Origin of the sequence: Actinoplanes sp. NPDC048796, assembly GCF_040650035.1 — a bacterium.
Taxonomy (GTDB): domain Bacteria; phylum Actinomycetota; class Actinomycetes; order Mycobacteriales; family Micromonosporaceae; genus Actinoplanes.
In genome coordinates, this window is record NZ_JBEZGO010000001.1 from 1,270,068 (window position 1) to 1,284,874 (window position 14,807).

At 70.8% G+C, this 14,807-nt stretch carries 16 protein-coding genes and 2 tRNA genes; 6 read left to right on the top strand and 12 right to left on the bottom strand.

Going from position 1 to position 14,807, the window contains the following annotated elements:
- Positions 1-726: 726 nt before the first annotated feature.
- From AB0C26_RS06035 to AB0C26_RS06050, 4 genes are read left to right on the top strand one after another with little or no spacing between them, the layout of a single operon-like run.
- Positions 727-3,453 carry a LuxR family transcriptional regulator gene (locus AB0C26_RS06035; RefSeq protein WP_360242195.1) on the top strand — a complete coding sequence of 909 codons (2,727 nt, stop codon included), beginning with the start codon at positions 727-729 and terminating at the stop codon, positions 3,451-3,453.
- 52 nt (positions 3,454-3,505) lie between these two features.
- On the top strand, positions 3,506-4,339 hold the full coding sequence (locus AB0C26_RS06040) for an alpha/beta hydrolase (RefSeq protein WP_360242198.1): 834 nt from the start codon (positions 3,506-3,508) through the stop codon (positions 4,337-4,339).
- On the top strand, positions 4,336-5,124 hold the full coding sequence (locus AB0C26_RS06045; RefSeq protein WP_360242201.1) for an alpha/beta hydrolase: 789 nt from the start codon (positions 4,336-4,338) through the stop codon (positions 5,122-5,124). Before AB0C26_RS06040 ends, AB0C26_RS06045 begins: the two co-directional genes overlap by 4 nt.
- Positions 5,121-5,867, top strand: coding sequence for an MBL fold metallo-hydrolase (locus AB0C26_RS06050; protein ID WP_360242204.1), 747 nt, complete (start codon positions 5,121-5,123; stop codon positions 5,865-5,867). Before AB0C26_RS06045 ends, AB0C26_RS06050 begins: the two co-directional genes overlap by 4 nt.
- On the opposite strand, the gene AB0C26_RS06055 is transcribed toward AB0C26_RS06050, so the two are convergent.
- The 8 genes from AB0C26_RS06055 to AB0C26_RS06090 all read right to left on the bottom strand — a co-directional run bounded on the left by AB0C26_RS06055 (position 5,816) and on the right by AB0C26_RS06090 (position 11,720).
- Positions 5,816-6,424: an MBL fold metallo-hydrolase gene (locus AB0C26_RS06055; RefSeq protein WP_360242207.1), complete on the bottom strand. Its 609-nt coding sequence runs from the start codon at positions 6,422-6,424 to the stop codon at positions 5,816-5,818. The genes AB0C26_RS06050 and AB0C26_RS06055 overlap by 52 nt on opposite strands.
- A 1,379-nt stretch (positions 6,425-7,803) precedes the next feature.
- A tRNA-Glu gene (locus AB0C26_RS06060) sits at positions 7,804-7,876 on the bottom strand.
- 99 nt (positions 7,877-7,975) lie between these two features.
- Positions 7,976-8,047, bottom strand: a tRNA-Gln gene (locus AB0C26_RS06065).
- Positions 8,048-8,134: 87 nt separating this feature from the next.
- A complete protein-coding gene (locus tag AB0C26_RS06070; RefSeq protein ID WP_360242210.1) occupies positions 8,135-8,938 on the bottom strand; it encodes an NAD(P)H-binding protein in 804 nt (267 codons plus the stop codon).
- Positions 8,939-8,943: 5 nt separating this feature from the next.
- Complete coding sequence (locus tag AB0C26_RS06075) at positions 8,944-9,735, bottom strand: fumarylacetoacetate hydrolase family protein (RefSeq protein WP_360242213.1); 792 nt, start codon at positions 9,733-9,735, stop codon at positions 8,944-8,946.
- Between the two features lie 39 nt (positions 9,736-9,774).
- Positions 9,775-9,996 (bottom strand): helix-turn-helix transcriptional regulator, encoded by a 222-nt coding sequence (locus AB0C26_RS06080; protein WP_360243580.1) that lies wholly within the window; start codon positions 9,994-9,996, stop codon positions 9,775-9,777.
- Positions 9,997-10,032: 36 nt separating this feature from the next.
- On the bottom strand, positions 10,033-10,875 hold the full coding sequence (locus AB0C26_RS06085; protein ID WP_360242216.1) for an ABC transporter permease: 843 nt from the start codon (positions 10,873-10,875) through the stop codon (positions 10,033-10,035).
- On the bottom strand, positions 10,872-11,720 hold the full coding sequence (locus AB0C26_RS06090) for an ABC transporter ATP-binding protein (protein WP_360243583.1): 849 nt from the start codon (positions 11,718-11,720) through the stop codon (positions 10,872-10,874). The genes AB0C26_RS06085 and AB0C26_RS06090 overlap by 4 nt, the downstream gene beginning before the upstream one ends.
- A gap of 261 nt (positions 11,721-11,981) precedes the next feature.
- On the opposite strand from AB0C26_RS06090, the gene AB0C26_RS06095 reads away from it, so the two are divergent.
- Positions 11,982-12,923 (top strand): 3-methyladenine DNA glycosylase, encoded by a 942-nt coding sequence (locus AB0C26_RS06095; protein WP_360242219.1) that lies wholly within the window; start codon positions 11,982-11,984, stop codon positions 12,921-12,923.
- On the opposite strand, the gene AB0C26_RS06100 is transcribed toward AB0C26_RS06095, so the two are convergent.
- Positions 12,910-13,152, bottom strand: coding sequence for a hypothetical protein (locus AB0C26_RS06100; RefSeq protein WP_360242222.1), 243 nt, complete (start codon positions 13,150-13,152; stop codon positions 12,910-12,912). The genes AB0C26_RS06095 and AB0C26_RS06100 overlap by 14 nt on opposite strands.
- A 113-nt stretch (positions 13,153-13,265) precedes the next feature.
- Between AB0C26_RS06100 and AB0C26_RS06105 the strand changes: the two genes are divergently transcribed.
- Complete coding sequence (locus AB0C26_RS06105) at positions 13,266-13,577, top strand: helix-turn-helix transcriptional regulator (protein ID WP_360242225.1); 312 nt, start codon at positions 13,266-13,268, stop codon at positions 13,575-13,577.
- Positions 13,578-13,772: 195 nt separating this feature from the next.
- On the opposite strand, the gene AB0C26_RS06110 is transcribed toward AB0C26_RS06105, so the two are convergent.
- The 3 genes from AB0C26_RS06110 to arfB all read right to left on the bottom strand — a co-directional run bounded on the left by AB0C26_RS06110 (position 13,773) and on the right by arfB (position 14,786).
- Positions 13,773-14,036: a hypothetical protein gene (locus AB0C26_RS06110; RefSeq protein WP_360242228.1), complete on the bottom strand. Its 264-nt coding sequence runs from the start codon at positions 14,034-14,036 to the stop codon at positions 13,773-13,775.
- Between the two features lie 64 nt (positions 14,037-14,100).
- Positions 14,101-14,298, bottom strand: coding sequence for a hypothetical protein (locus tag AB0C26_RS06115; RefSeq protein ID WP_360242231.1), 198 nt, complete (start codon positions 14,296-14,298; stop codon positions 14,101-14,103).
- Between the two features lie 62 nt (positions 14,299-14,360).
- The gene (gene arfB / locus AB0C26_RS06120; RefSeq protein ID WP_360242234.1) at positions 14,361-14,786 is read right to left on the bottom strand and encodes an alternative ribosome rescue aminoacyl-tRNA hydrolase ArfB; all 426 of its coding nucleotides are present in this window, start codon (positions 14,784-14,786) and stop codon (positions 14,361-14,363) included.
- Positions 14,787-14,807: the final 21 nt, after the last annotated feature.

A 14,807-nucleotide genomic window follows, 5' to 3' on the forward strand; every position in this document is an offset into this window, starting at 1 on the left:
AACGCGTATCGTGCCCGCCCTTTGCTTTACGGCTGTTTGCCGCCCGCTCCGTCCGTAGCGCCACCCGGGTCTGGCTTGCTCTCAACTCGCGTTACGCCGACTTGCCGCGCGCCACCTTCCTCGTGCCGTCGGTCCGCGCTATGCGCCTGTCGTGCCTCGATCCGCGCCACCGCGGCCGCGACATCACCCACCCGCCCGCCAGCCGCGAATTCACCCAGCGCGTCCGCCATCACATCACTCGATCCCAGCGCGCAGGCCACGACATCACCCAGCGGCCGCACGGCTGCCATGACATCACTCGACCCCAGCGCGCAGACCACGACATCACCCAGCGGCCGCACATCTGCCATGACATCGCCCCGCGCCACTATGCCGGCTTCGGCCCGCCGCCCCGGGCGCCTCAGGCTCGTTGTCCACAGCCCTGAGAACGTTGTCCACAGCCCGTCCGCGCGGCACCCCGCTTTTGGACGACAATGCATCGAGGCGGGGGCCCCCAGGGTGGGTGGGCACTGCGCGGTGGGCACTGCGCGGTGGGCACTGCGCGGTGAGCGGCGCGCACTGCACGGTGGGCCTTGCGGTGACGGCTTCGGCGGCCTGGTTGGACCGGGCGGATCCGGGCGAATCGCTTTCGAGCGGGGCATGGGCCGGTCTTTTCGGCCTGCTCTACGGCGGATCCGAGACTTTTGGACCTGTGATCGGGTCGGTGGGCGTCGATAAGGTCGCGGCGTGCGACTCTTCGGGCGCGAATCCGAGTGTGCCGCGCTCGATGACCTGGTGGCCGGGATTCGGCGCGGGCGCAGCGCCAGTGCGGTGCTGCGCGGTGAGGCCGGTGTCGGTAAGACGGCTCTGCTGCGTCATGCGCGGAGCCGTGCGCCCGGAGGCCTGGACATCAACGGCGTCGAGGCCGAGTCGACCTTTCCGTTCGCGGCGCTGCATCGGCTTCTGGTGCCCTGTCTGCCGCGCCGGGATCGGCTGCCGGCGACGCAGCGGGCCGCGCTCGAGGTCGCTTGCGGGCTGGCCGACGGGCCGCCTCCTGATGTGTTTCTCGTCAGTCTCGCCGCCCTGACTCTGCTCGCCGACGCGCCGCGGCTCTGTGTGCTCGACGACGCGCAGTGGTTCGATCGGGAATCGTTGCGGGCACTGGCCTTCGTGGCCCGGCGGCTGCACGCCGAGGGGGTCGTTCTGCTGTTCGGCTGGCGGTCCGCCGACGGCGACGACTTCGATCTGCTGGCCGGTGTGCCGGTCGTCGAGGTCGGCGGTCTCGACCGGGAGGCGGCCGTGGCGTTGCTCGCCGAGGTCGCGCCGGCGCCGCTCGATCCGGGGCTGGCCGATGGGATAGCCGTTGCCACGGGCGGGAATCCGCTCGCCCTGACCGATCTGGGGCAGGAACTCAGCGTCGAGCAGTTGGGCGGCGCGAGTCCGCTTCCCGATCCGGCGCCGATCGGCAGCCGGCTCGAAGCGCATTATTCGGCCGCTGTCCGGCGGCTTCCCGAGCGGGCCCAGCTGTGGCTGTTGCTGGCCGCGGCGGGGGCGGGCGCCACGGCGGAACAGATTCTGGCCGCCGCCGATGGTCTCGGCATCGGGCCGGTCGACGCGGAGCCGGCTGAGGATCTGCGGCTCGTCGCCGGGACGCCGCCGGTGGCTTTCCGGCATCCGCTGGTGCGGTCGGCCGTCTACGGTGACGCCCCGGCGGGGCGGCGGCGGGCCGTGCACCGGGCTCTGGCCGCGGCCACGTCGCACGCGGTCGACGCGGACCGCCGGGCCTGGCATCTGGCCGCGGCCGCGACCGGTCTCGACGAGGAGGTGGCGGCCGAGCTCGAACGCTGCGCCGAGCGGGCGGCCGCCCGGGGCGGGGTCGCGGCCCGGGCCACCTTCCTGACCCGGGCCGCCGAGCTGTCACCGGCGCCGGCCGACCGGGCCGCCCGTACCGTCGCGGCGGCCGAGGCGGCGGTGCCGGCCGGTGCCCCGGCCCGCGCGCTGCGGCTGCTGGACGAGGTGGACGAAGGGCTGCTGGCCGGGCCGCAGCGGGGAGCGGCGTTGATGACGAGGGCCATGGCGTCGGTCACCACCGGTGCGCCGGGCGCGTTGCGCGACGCCGCGGCGATGTGTCTCGCCGCGGCGGACGCGTTCGGCAGTACGGAACCGGATCGCACCCGTGAGGCCGTGCTGCTGGCGATGCATCACTCGATCACGGCCGAGGATCTGATGCGCGGTGTCACCCCGGAGCAGATCGCCGAGGCGGCCGTCCGGCTCGCCGGGCCCGATCCCGACGGCGCGCCCGATCTGCTGCTGGCCGGCTTCGCCGCCTTCCTCGTGAGCGGATTCGAGCGGGGTGTGCCGGCGATGCGGCGGGGCATCGCCGCGCTGACCGGTCCGGACCGCCGCGACGAGCATCTGCTCACCCACTATCAGCTCGGGATAACCCTCTGCACGCTGCTGTGGGACGACGAGTCGCGCCGGGTGGTGCTGCGCGGGGCCGAGGACGCCGCCCGCCGCGCCGGCGCCTTGCAGACGCTGGATCTGGTGCATTTCATGGCGGCCATGGACGACGCCACCCTGGGGCGGCTGCGTGACGCCGACCGCCATGACGCGATCGGGCAGCGGCTGCGCAAAGCGATCGGCGTCACCGCCGACCAGGAGCTGATCTGGCGGCATCCGGAACTGGTGGCCTGGCGGTCCGGTCCCGGCGACCGGGACGCCCTGCTGCCCGCCCTCGACGTCTTCGACATGCTGGGGGTGGGCGCGATGCGGTCGGTCACCCTGCACAGCATCGCCGTGCTCGACATCGCCTGCGCCGACTACGTGGCCGCCCGGCGGCGGCTGCAGTCGATGGTGGAGTTCGGCCGTCCGGGCCGCTACGCGCGGGTGCTGCCCGATCTGGTGGAGAGCGCACTGCGCTCAGGTGACCGGCGAACCGCCGCTCTCGCCTACGCGGATCTGGCCGTGGCGACCGCCGCCGCCGGAACACCGTGGGCGGAGGGGCTCCGCGAACGCTCCAAGGCGTTGCTCAGCCCGCCCGACGCGGCCGAGGCGCACTATCGGGAGGCGATCGAGCGGTTGTCGGTCACGCGGGCCGTCGGGGACCTCGCCCGGGCCCGGCTGGTGTACGGCGAATGGTTGCGCCGGCGCCGCCGTCGGCGCGACGCCCGGCAGGAGCTGGCGGCGGCGCTGGAGATGTTCGAAGCCGAGAAGGCGCGGGCGTTCGCCGACCGGGCGCGGGCCGAGCTCCGCCCGCTGGGCGAGAGCGGGCTCACCCCCGTACCGGAAAATGAAACGGCCTTGACCCCGCAGGAGGCCGCCGTGGCCCGCCTGGCCCGGGGCGGCGGTACGAACGCGGAGATCGCCGCGCATCTGTTCCTGAGTGCCAGCACCGTCGATTACCACCTGCGCAAGGTGTATCGGAAGCTCGGCGTCCGCTCGCGGCGGCAACTCCGCGACATCTTGCACGACTGACTACGCGTTTCACGGGATTCGCGGATGGGCGCGCTCCCACCACGATCGGCTGATGGCACACGTGAGCGCCGCTTACGGGGCGGAGATCTTCTACAAGGACTGGGGCACCGGCCGGCCGGTGATCCTCAGCCACGGGTGGCCACTCAACTCCGACAGTTGGGAGGCGCAGCAACTTCTACTCGCCGCCAACGGATTCCGCGCGATCGCCCACGACCGCCGCGGGCACGGCCGGTCCACGCAGACCTGGCAGGGCAACGACATGGACACGTACGCCGATGACCTGAAGACTTTGATCGACGCCCTTGATCTGCGGGACGTGACGCTCGTCGGCTTCTCGACGGGCGGCGGCGAGGTGGCCCGCTACGTCGGGCGGCACGGAACCTCCCGCATCGCCCAGGTGGCGCTGGTCTCCGCGGTGCCGCCGTTCATGATGCGGACCCCGGACAACCCGGGTGGCCTGCCGGTCGACGTGTTCGACGGGCTCCGGGCCGGGTCCCTGGCCGACCGGTCGCAGCTGTACCAGGACCTGGCTTACGGGCCGTTCTTCGGCAACAACCGGCCCGGGGCCGACGTCTCGGCCGGCATCCGCGACGCCTTCTGGCTGCAGTCGATGGCGGCGGGGCACCACAACGCGTACGAGTCGATCGCCGCCTTCTCCGGCACCGATTTCCGGGCCGACCTGGACGCGTTCGACGTCCCCACGCTCGTCATCCACGGCGACGACGACCAGGTCGTGCCGTTCGCCGTCGGCGGCCAGGCCAGCGCCACCCGCGTCGCCGGGGCCGTCCTGACCGTCTACCCCGGTGCGCCGCACGGCATCACCGACACCCACAAAGAACAGCTGGGAGCCGATCTCCTGGCCTTCCTGAAGGAGTACGACGCATGAAACCCATCGTTCTGGTCCACGGATTCTGGGTCACCCCACGCAGCTGGGAGAACTGGAAGGCGCACTACGAGGCCAAGGGCCATCAGGTGATCGCGCCCGCCTACCCCGGATTCGACGTCGAGGTGGAAGCCCTGAACGCCGACCCGACGCCGGTGGTCGACGTCACCGTGCCGCAGATCATCGCCCGCTACGAGGAGGAGATCAAAGCACTGCCGGAGCCGCCGATCATCATCGGTCACTCGGCCGGCGGCGCCTTCACCCAGATCCTGCTCGACCACGGGTTCGGCGTGGCCGGCGTGGCGCTCAACTCGGCACCGACCGAGGGCGTACGGGTGGTTCCGCTCTCCCAGCTCAAATCGACGTTCCCGGTGCTGAAGAGCCCGGCCAACCGGCACAAGGCGATCCCGCTCACCTTCGAGGAGTGGAAATACGCTTTCACCAACACCTTCACCGATGAAGAGGCGCGTTTCCTGTACGAGCGGTACGCGATCCCGGCCAGCGGCGGCATCCTGTGGGGCGGCGTGCTCGCCAACTTCCAGCCCGGCCACCAGGACACGTGGGTCGACTACCACAACGACAACCGGGCGCCGCTGCTGTTCGTCTCGGGTTCCGAGGACCACATCATGCCGCCGGCCGTCCAGGAGTCGAACCAGAAGCACTACAAGTCCAACACCATCACCGAACGCAAGGAGTACGAGGGATACGCCCACCTGCTGCCGGCGCAGAAGGGCTGGGAGTCGATCGCCGACGAGGTGCTCGACTGGGCCCTGCGGCACGCTTCATGACCGGCCTGTCCATCACGCACATCGGCGGCCCGACGACGCTGCTGGAGATTGGTGGCGTACGGCTTCTGGTCGACCCGACGTTCGACGCCCCCGGCCGCCACTACGCGTTCGGCTGGGGCACCTCGTCGCGTAAGACCGCCGGCCCCGCCCTGCCGGCCACGGCGCTGGGCCCGCTCGACGGCGTCCTGCTGACTCACGACCAGCACGCCGACAACCTCGACGACGCCGGCCGCGCACTGCTGAAACGGGTGCCGACGGTGGTGACCACTGTCGCGGGCGCCCGCCGCCTGGGCGCAACCGGCTTGTCCCCGTGGACGTCGACGAAAATCGGCGACGTCGAGGTGACCGCCACCCCGTCCCGGCACGGCCCGTGGTGGAGCGTCCCGATCGTCGGCCCGACAACCGGTTTCGCCTTGCGCCCCAAGGGTTCCTCGACCGTGACGTGGATTTCCGGCGACACGGTGGTCTTCCCCGGCGTCCTCCAGGTGGCCGACCGTTTCGAGGTGGACACGGCGATCCTGCACCTGGGCAAGGTCCAGTTCGGCTTGACCGGCCCGGCCCGCTTCACCATGACCGGCCGCGACGCGGCCACCCTGGTCGATCGGGTGAAACCCCGCCACGTGGTACCGGTCCACTACGAGGGCTGGTCCCACTTCCACGAGGGCCGCCCGGAAATCGACGCCGCTTTCCCTCAGGGCAGGCTGACCTGGCTGGAGCCGGGAGTCCAGACCGCGTTGTCGTGAGCGAAGACCACCTGCTTGGGGTCGAGGGCGAGTAGCCGGCCGAGCCAGTCCGGTTGCTCGCCCACACCCGCCTGCCGCCCCAGCACGTCACCGGTGAACAGAGTCGCGTTGTCGTGGCTCTGCCCCGCCACGACCACCGTCCCGTCCCGCCGCCGCACCACAACCGACTGGTGCCCCGCGGTGTGCCCCGGCGTTGGCACGATCGAGACCCCCGGCATGACTTCCACTTCCCCGTCGACCTCTTCGACGACCGCCCCCGGATGGTCAACCAACTCGGGCAGCGTGTGGCTCTCCACCGCCCGCGCCAGCTCCAGCTCCGCCCGCTGCGCGAACACCGGCCGCCCCGCCAGCTCCGGATTCCCCCCGCAGTGATCAAAGTGGAGATGGCAGTTCACCACATACCGAACATCACCAAGCTCGACGCCGCCCCGTTGGAGCGCCTCCACAAGCGGAACCCGACTGGGCCGGTAATGCCCCTCAACCCAGGCATCCCCACCCATCCCGGTATCAACCAGCAGCCGCCCCGCCACCGGATGCTCAATCACATACCCGAACACCGGCTCAACCCGAGCCACCCCAGTCCCGTCTCCTCCCCCGGCCGAACAAACCACCCAAAGTCCACCCGCCGCACCGCAACATCCCTCACCCCCTGAAGCTAGCCCTCCCCCCTTCCACCCTTCACCCCCAAACCCACCCCACCCCACCCCACCCCACCCCGCGCCCGCCCCCACACAACCGAACGGCACACAACCACCAGCACGCCCCACACCACAGACGCCGAACCCGCAGCCGACGCGTAGACCCCCAGCCGGCGCGCAGCGGACGGGTAGGCGGCACGGGCATGGGCGAGCGGCACCCATACGACTCACAACACGGCGAGCAACGCGGTCCGACAGGCGCACAGGCGGCGGCCAACGCGCCCGGCGAGCAACGCGGGCCAACGGGCGCACAGGCGGCGGCCAACGCGCCCGGCGAGCAACGCGGGCCAACGGGCGCACAGGCGGCGGCCAACGCGGTCGGCAAGCGACGCGGTCGGCGGCCGCGCAGGCGAACGACAAGGTCGGCGAGCGGCGCAGGCGAACGACACGCTCGGCGAGCGGCGCAGGCGAGTGGTATGGCCGGGGGACGCCCATACGACCCGCGACACGGCGGGCAACGCGGGCAGATGGAGGCGGCGCGGCAGGCGGGCGGCATTACGACAAGCGGCACAGCGGGTGATGCGAGCGGCCGGAGGTCAGCGAGGGGGCGGAGGCCGCGCGGTAGACGGGCGACGCGGGCGGGACCGACGGACGGCATACGCCCGGCGACACAGACGGGCATACGACCCGCGGCACAGCAGGTGATGCGGGCAGCCGGAGGTCAGCGAGGGCGCAGGGCGCGCGATGGACGTCCAGACGAGCGCACAGCGCGCAGGAGAAGCGCACGGATACACGCCGTGGACGGCCAGACGAGCGCCCGGCGCCCAGACAGCGCAGACCGATACACGCCGTGGACGGCCGACCGAGCGCACGGCGCCCAGACAGCGCAGACCGATACACACCGTGGACGGCCGACCGAGCGCACGGCGCCCAGACAGCGCAGACCGATACACACCGTGAACGGCGGCGTGGACGGATACGCGCGGCCGACGGTCGGCGCGACGAGCGGTCGCCACACCGAGCACCCCCAGCCGACACGGCAGCGCCCAACAGCGCCGCAAGACACGCACCGAGCCGCACAACAATCGGCATAGCAGGCACGAGCGAACACCCCGCGGCCCCACGCTGGCCCGAAGGGCTCAGCCCTCCCCACCCGCCCGGACCCCGAAGGGGTTCGGACCCGCACCCGACTCCCCACCGCAACCACCGCACCGTGGGGGTCTGGGGGGTCGCCCCCCAGGCAGATATGCGAAATGACCCCTGTCCGCGCTTACTGCGGACAGGGGTCATTTCGAATGTAGCCCCGAAGGGATTCGAACCCTCGCTACCGCCTTGAGAGGGCGGCGTCCTAGGCCGCTAGACGACGGGGCCAGGACTTGCTTTGTACTGCTTTTCGCTTCGCTCTCGCGTTTGCGACGGGCCGAACTCTATCAGAAGTCCAGCGCCGCCCCTCCCGCGGGAGTTGTAGCGCTGGGGTACCAGGACTCGAACCTAGACTAACTGAACCAGAATCAGTCGGGCTGCCAATTACCCCATACCCCATTGGCTCGGCTTCTTGGTTTTTGCCGCGTTGCCGTGCCGAGAAAGAACTCTACCCGACCCTCGCATGACCAACAAATCGGGTTCGGATCATCGGAAGATGCCCTGGTGGCGGCGGGTCCACTCGACGTATGTCGTGGCGGGGCGGCCGGTCAGTTCGGCGACGGTGGGCAGCGCCGGTTGGGGGTGGCCTACCGAGGCGGCGAGGCCGTCGAGGTACCACTTGGCGTGTTCGCCCATGGTCTTTTCGAATTGGGTCAGGGCCTGGTCGTAGGGGAGGTCGATGTAGGCGAGGTCACGTTCGAGGGCCTGCCCGATGGCCGCCACCTTGTCGCGGCGGCTGAGGGCTTCGGGGCCGGTCAGCTCGTACGACCTGCCTTCGTGGCCGTCGGTGAGGATGACGTGGGCGGCGACGGCGGCGATGTCTTCCTGGGCGATGGCCGCGTTGGCCACTGTGCCGTAGGCGTCTCGTACTTCGTCGCCGGCGCGGATCTGTGGGGCCCACAGTTCGGCGTTGGCCATGAATTCGCCGGGTTCGAGGTGGGTCCAGGGCACGCCGCTCGCTTCGACGGCGTCTTCGATGGCCTGCCAGTGTTCGCCTTTGGCGCCGGCCAGGTCGACGATGCGCCGCACGCCGGCGTCGGCCGCCAGCCGGCAGACTTCGGGGGCGGTCGGTACGTGCGGCGCCAGGTACATCACGTCGACGCCGGCGAGGGCGGCCGGCAGTGTGGACGGCCGCCCCACGAAGCCTTTCACCACGTCGACGCCCGCGGGCAGGGCCGCTTTGGTGGGGTCGACGGTCAGGGCCCGTACGTCCGAGGCTCCTCGCGCCAGCAGTTCGTCCACGACCATGCGGCCGATGTTTCCGGTCGCGCCGGTGACGAGGATCTTCATCGGCGTCAGTCGAGGGAGACGACCGGGTTGCGGAGCTCGCCGATGCCCTGGATGCTCACCGAGACGGTGTCGCCCGAGGTGATCTCGCTGACTCCGGCCGGCGTGCCGGTGAGGATGATGTCGCCGGGCAGCAGCGTCATGACGTGCGACACGTACGAGACGAGGGTCGGCACGTCGAAGACCATGTCCTTCGTACGGCCGATCTGCCGCACCTCCATGGCTTCGGGGTCGCGGCCGACCTCGCACCGGATCTCGAGGTCGCTCACGTCGAGGCCGGTGACGATCCACGGCCCGATCGGGCAGAACGAGTCGAAGCCTTTGGCCCGGGTCCACTGCGGGTCGCTGCGCTGCAGGTCGCGGGCGGTGACGTCGTTGCCGATGGTGTAGCCGAAGATCGCCTTTTCGGCGCCGGCCCGGTCGACGCGGCGGGCGCCGGTGGCGCCGATGACGACGGCCAGCTCGGCCTCCTCCTCGACGCGCTGCGACTGCGGGGGGAGCCGGATGGCGTCGTTGGGCCCGATCACCGAGGTGGAGGGCTTGATGAAGATCAGCGGCTCCTTGGGCACCTCGTTGCCGAGCTCGGCGGCGTGGTCGGCGTAGTTGCGGCCGACGCCGATGACCTTGCTCGAGAAGATCGGGGCGAGGAGCCGGACGTCGGCCAGCGCCCAGCGCTGACCGGTGAAGCGGACCTCCTCGAACGGCAGGGAAGAGATCTCGGCGACGGTCAGGCCGGAGGCGTCACCCTCGACGACGCCGAAGGAGACCCCAGCAGCATGGACAAAACGGGCGAAACGCACGATGATCTCCTGTTCGCGGCTTTGATGCTCCTAGGAAATCTACGCCGGGCGCTGCGCTCCGTCCGCCGTCGCACCGAGACGGGGGAACGGGTCGAGCGAGAAGATCACCTCGACCGGCACCTCGAAGTAGCGGCCGATCTTGAGGGCCAGGTGGAGGCTGGGGCTGAACTCGCCGCGCTCGATGTAGCCGACGGTCTGGTAGTGGACCCCGACCGCGTCGGCGAGCTGCCGCCGCGAGATGCCGCGCTCGGCGCGCAGCATCGCGATCCGGTTGTGCGTGACCTCGTTGCCCAATTCCTACCGCCCGACCGTGCTCATCATTCGCTCGCGCCGCGCCGCGACGGCCGAACCGGACTCGCGCCGCGCCATCCGACGCAAGAGCGTGGGCGCCAGCGCCAGGCCGACGACGGCCCAGGCCGCGAGCACGCCGAACGTCTCCAGGGTGCGCCAGGACCCGGTCAGTTCGACCGAGGCCAGCGCGTCCGGCAGGAACGCCGAGCGCATGCCCAACCCTAACCAGTAGATCGGGAAGACCTGGGCGACGCCCTGGAGCCAGCCCGGCATCGCGCTGATCGGGTAGAAGACGCCGGAGATCGCGATCAGCCCGAACAACGGCAGCATGATCACCGGCAGGGCGCGCGGACTCTCGAAGACGGAGCCCAGCGCGGCGCCGAGCGGCATGGTGGCCAGCAGAGCCAGCGGCAGCAGCCAGAGCAACGTCAGCCACGTGCCGGGTCCGGTCTCCAGCCCGTCGACCAGCAGGGCGCCCGGGATGAGCACGGCCACCATGGAGACCAGCGTCATACCGCCGACGACGATGACCTTGCCGACCAGGTAGCCGCCCATCCCGTTCGGCGTGGCCTTGGCCCGCAGCAGGGTGCCGTCCTCGCGCTCGACGACGAGCAGTTGGGCGATCGTGACGAGGCCGCCGAAGGCCAGGTTCATGCCGAGCATGCCGGGCAGGGCGCCGGCGCCGAGCGAGAAGTCGGTGCCGGGGATCGTCGCGTCCCGCATGAAGAACAGGACGAGGAGCAGCACCACGGTCGGGAACAGGTAGCCCCACAGGTCGATCGGCGTGGTGAGCGTCTGCCGCAGCTCGATGCGGCCGCGGGCGGCGCCGGTCCGGAACGTCTCGATCATCGGGCGCTCTCCTCGAAGTCGCGGACCAGCCGCATGTACGTGTCCTCGAGGCTGCTGCGGCGTACCTCAAGCTCGGTGACGCTGTCGCCGTACTGCGTCAGCAGTTCGCGGACGAACGGCGTCGCCTCCTCGGCCGAGTGGACGAACCGCTGGCCGTCGCGGGTCCAGCGGATCTCGCTCTCGCGGGAGACCAGGCGGGAGAGATCGTCGGCCGACCCGTCGGCGATGATCCGGCCGCCGGAGAGGATGACGATGCGGTCGGCCAGTTTCTCGGCCTCGTCGAGGTCGTGGGTGGTGAGCAGGATCGTCGTGTCGTCCACATCGGTGAGCCGGTGGACCAGGTCGTGGAACTCGCGGCGGGCCGCCGGATCGAAGCCGACCGTGGGCTCGTCGAGGAAGAGCAGCTCGGGCCGGCCCACGATGCCGATCGCCACGTCGAGCCGCCGCCGCTGGCCACCGGAGAGCCGGGACACCCGGGTCCCGGCCTGCGCGGTCAGGCCGACCACCTCGAGCAGATCACCCACGGGCCAGGGACGGCGGGTCTCGGGCGTCGAGTACGGGCGGTAGTAGCGCCCCAGGTGTCCCAACAGCTCGGCGACGCGCCACTTCCCGTGGTCGCGCCACGACTGCAGAACCACGCCGATGCGGGAGCGCCAATGCTCGCCGCCGGCGGACGGGTCGACGCCCAGAACCCGTACCTCTCCGGAAGACCTCATCCGAAAGCCTTCGAGGATCTCGATGGTGGTGGTCTTGCCGGCCCCGTTGGGGCCGAGCAGCGCGAGGACCTCACCGCGGCGGGCGGCGAAGGTCACCCCGGTCAGGACATCCTTCGCCCCGTACCGCATGCGGAGATCGCGGACGTCGATCACGCGCTCGCCGGCCGGAACCTCCGGGCCGGCGGCGAGCGCCCCCGTCAATGTCGTTCCTCCCATGTCCGGGACGTTAGCAAGGTCGTAGTAGATGTACTACATATTTTTGCAGTTCTGCTGTGTCGGAAAAATTAACTTACCGAAATGGACGGATATGCCGGGAGTGAGCACCGTGGCGCGGCTCATTGGCGCGCGACGGTGATCGTGTTGATCGCCTCGGCTGGATACGCTGGTGCGATGGGGATCAAGCAGGTGAGGACGCTCACCACGACGCTGCCCTCGGTCACCTGGATTCCTATCGCCCGGGCGCACGCCGAGCGCGCCGACGAGATGACCGCGGGCCACCGTGCCCGGCGGGCCTCCGGCGAGAAGCATGCCATCGAAGATTTTCTGTACGACTACTACGGCACCCGCCCGTCGGTGCTGCGCCGCTGGCATCCCGGCGTCGGCACCGGGCTCGCCCCCTCGCCGACCGGGGTGGCCGAGCACGCCGCGTGGAAGTTCTACATGACGTACCCCGACGGGGTCGTCACGCTCGACGAGGTCGCCTTCATGCACGCCCGCGGCGAGTCGGTGCGCTACATCCACGGCCTGCTGACGGCGACCGCGTCCCGCCCGGTCTTCTCCGGCTGCTTCGGCCTGCACGAGTGGGCGATGGTCTACCGCGACCCGGAACACCGCCATCCGCTGCCGCTGCGCCTCGGCCAGGCCGAAACCGATCGGGTGGTCGAGGATCACCCGATCAGGTGTACGCACTTCGACGCGTTCCGCTTCTTCACGCCGGAGGCGGTCGGCCTCAACCGCCTCCAGCCCACCCGCGCCACCCAGGTCGACCTCGACCAGCCCGGCTGCCTGCACGCCGCGATGGACGTGCACAAGTGGGCGACCAAGCTGGGCCCGGCCGTGCCGGGCGCGCTGGCGCTGGACTGCTTCGCCCTGGCCGGCGACATCCGCCTGCTGGACATGCAGGCCAGCCCGTACGACCTGTCCTCGTACGGCTTCGATCCAGTCAAGATCGAAACCCCCGAGGGCAAGGCCGAGTACGTGGCCCGGCAGCGCGAGTTCGCCCGCCGGGCCGCCGCTCTGCGCGCCCGCCTGATCCGCGTCTGCGAGGAGCTCATGGGCCCCGAGGACGCGTCACGCAACCGCGAGGCCGTCGCCCCGTTCAACCATCGCTGACCCCTTCACCGAGACCTTCCAGGGCCGGCCGCAGCCCCGCCATCTGCACGAATATCGACCGGCGCTCGACCGCGTCGCCGACGGGGTCGAGCTCGTAGCCGTCGATCCACACCCATCCGGCGTACGTCTGCCAGTCGTGCACACGAATCACCCGGAACCGGATCGGCGTGGCGAACTGCACGCTGGCCGACCGGCCCACCTCCAGCACATCTCCCGGCTGAGGCACCATCACGCCACCCCCACTCCACATCGGACTAGTCGTGCGACACTAGTCTGGTGATCAGTTGCTCCGTGTTGCCGGTCGGGCGGCACGACATTGGCAACACTTCAGGGGAGGCATCTGTGGAAACATTCGGAGATTTGGCCCGCCGGCTGCGCGGCACCCGCTCCCTGCGCGAGGCCGCCCGGGCCGCCCACGTCGACCCGGGCCACCTCTCCCGCCTGGAACGCGACCTCCGCCCACCGACGGTCGCGGTGGCCCGAGCCCTGGACACCCTCTACGGCGCCGACGGCCGGCTGACGGCACTCGCCGAGACCGAGGCCGACCTGTCGCCCGCCGCCAAGCGCCTGATGGCCCTCTTCGGCCAGGCCACCTACCGATCCGGCCGCCCCGTCCTCACCTCAGCCGGCACACCGAGCCTCGAATACGCCTGAACAAACCCTTCTCAAAAGTCGAGCGCAGCGTCCGGGTCCGTGCCGAAGGACCCCGGATACCGGTTGCCATGGTGCTGGCGATGATCGCGATGCCGCCGAGGTCTTTCCTCCGCTGCTCTGCGCGAGCTGCCCGCGCCGGACGTGGGTGCCGATCGAGTCGTGCGGAGTCGGCGAGCCTTCTGGGGAAACCTCGAATCAGCGAGCTTGCCGGAGAATCCGGCTGACTTGGGACGGCGTTCGGCAATGGACGAGGTGGGGTTTCGCCGCGCCGAGGAACCGGGTGAGAGTACGCGTGCTGTTGGCACTGTCGCGGGCGTCCAGGTCGGCCGCCGTCGCCGCGGGGCGGGTGCGGTAGGCGCGGGCGCCGCGGGCCACGCGGCGGAGCGAGGCCAGATCCCAGTCGTGGCCGCCGCGCAGGCGGTCCAGGCCGGCCCGGCGCAGGACGCGCCAGATGGCCACGCGGGCGGGCAGGTCGAGCCAGATGACAGTGTCGGCCGCGTCTCGAAGGGGCGCCGGCGCGAGCTTACGGACGCAGGCGCCCGGCCGCGATCAACATTCCGGCCGCGGTCAGCCCGCACAGCCCGACCAGCACCGACAGGACCGTGCGGTCCCCCAGCCCCCACACCGCGGCCACCACGAGTATCACCGCGATGCTGGACGTGAAACTGCCCCCGGCCACCAGAGCGGCCTTGGCGGCGGCAGTCGAGCGGGACCGGGTCACCGCCTGATTATCGGGTCGATTCCCGCCGCCCGCGGGTGTCTCGGCCAAGTAGGGCGGGCGTGTCAGTCCTCGGTGCCGCGGCGGTTGCGTTTGATCTGGGATCGGCGCTTCTTCTCGCCGATGCGGCGCTCGACCGAGCCGCGCGTGGGCTTGGTCGCGCGGCGCTGGCGGGGCGGGGGTGCGATGGCCTCGCCGACCCGCATGGCGAGACGGGCCTGGGCCGCCTCGCGGTTGCGCAGCTGCGAACGGTGCTCGGAGGCGGTGATGGTCAGCACCCCGTCGACCAGGCGGCTGCCGAGTCGTTCGGCCGCCCGCTGTTTCAGCGCCGGCGACAGCAGGTCGGACGCGAGCAGGTCCCAGGACAGCTCGACCCGGGAGTCGGTCGTGTTCACACCCTGGCCGCCGGGGCCGCTGGAGCGGGAGAAGCGCCATGCGAGCTCGGCCGCCGGGATCGTCAGGCGGTCGTTCACTCGCACGTCCTCGGTCACGCTGGACAGCATGGCATCGGC

Coding starts and splice junctions, on each gene's coding strand:
- AB0C26_RS06040 (WP_360242198.1), top strand. CDS start 3,506: ATGGCACACGTGAGCGCCGCTTACGGGGCGGAGATCTTCTACAAGGAC.
- AB0C26_RS06045 (WP_360242201.1), top strand. CDS start 4,336: ATGAAACCCATCGTTCTGGTCCACGGATTCTGGGTCACCCCACGCAGC.
- AB0C26_RS06050 (WP_360242204.1), top strand. CDS start 5,121: ATGACCGGCCTGTCCATCACGCACATCGGCGGCCCGACGACGCTGCTG.
- AB0C26_RS06070 (WP_360242210.1), bottom strand. CDS start 8,938: ATGAAGATCCTCGTCACCGGCGCGACCGGAAACATCGGCCGCATGGTC.
- AB0C26_RS06080 (WP_360243580.1), bottom strand. CDS start 9,996: ATGCTGCGCGCCGAGCGCGGCATCTCGCGGCGGCAGCTCGCCGACGCG.
- AB0C26_RS06085 (WP_360242216.1), bottom strand. CDS start 10,875: ATGATCGAGACGTTCCGGACCGGCGCCGCCCGCGGCCGCATCGAGCTG.
- AB0C26_RS06090 (WP_360243583.1), bottom strand. CDS start 11,720: ATGCGGTACGGGGCGAAGGATGTCCTGACCGGGGTGACCTTCGCCGCC.
- AB0C26_RS06095 (WP_360242219.1), top strand. CDS start 11,982: ATGGGGATCAAGCAGGTGAGGACGCTCACCACGACGCTGCCCTCGGTC.
- AB0C26_RS06100 (WP_360242222.1), bottom strand. CDS start 13,152: ATGGTGCCTCAGCCGGGAGATGTGCTGGAGGTGGGCCGGTCGGCCAGC.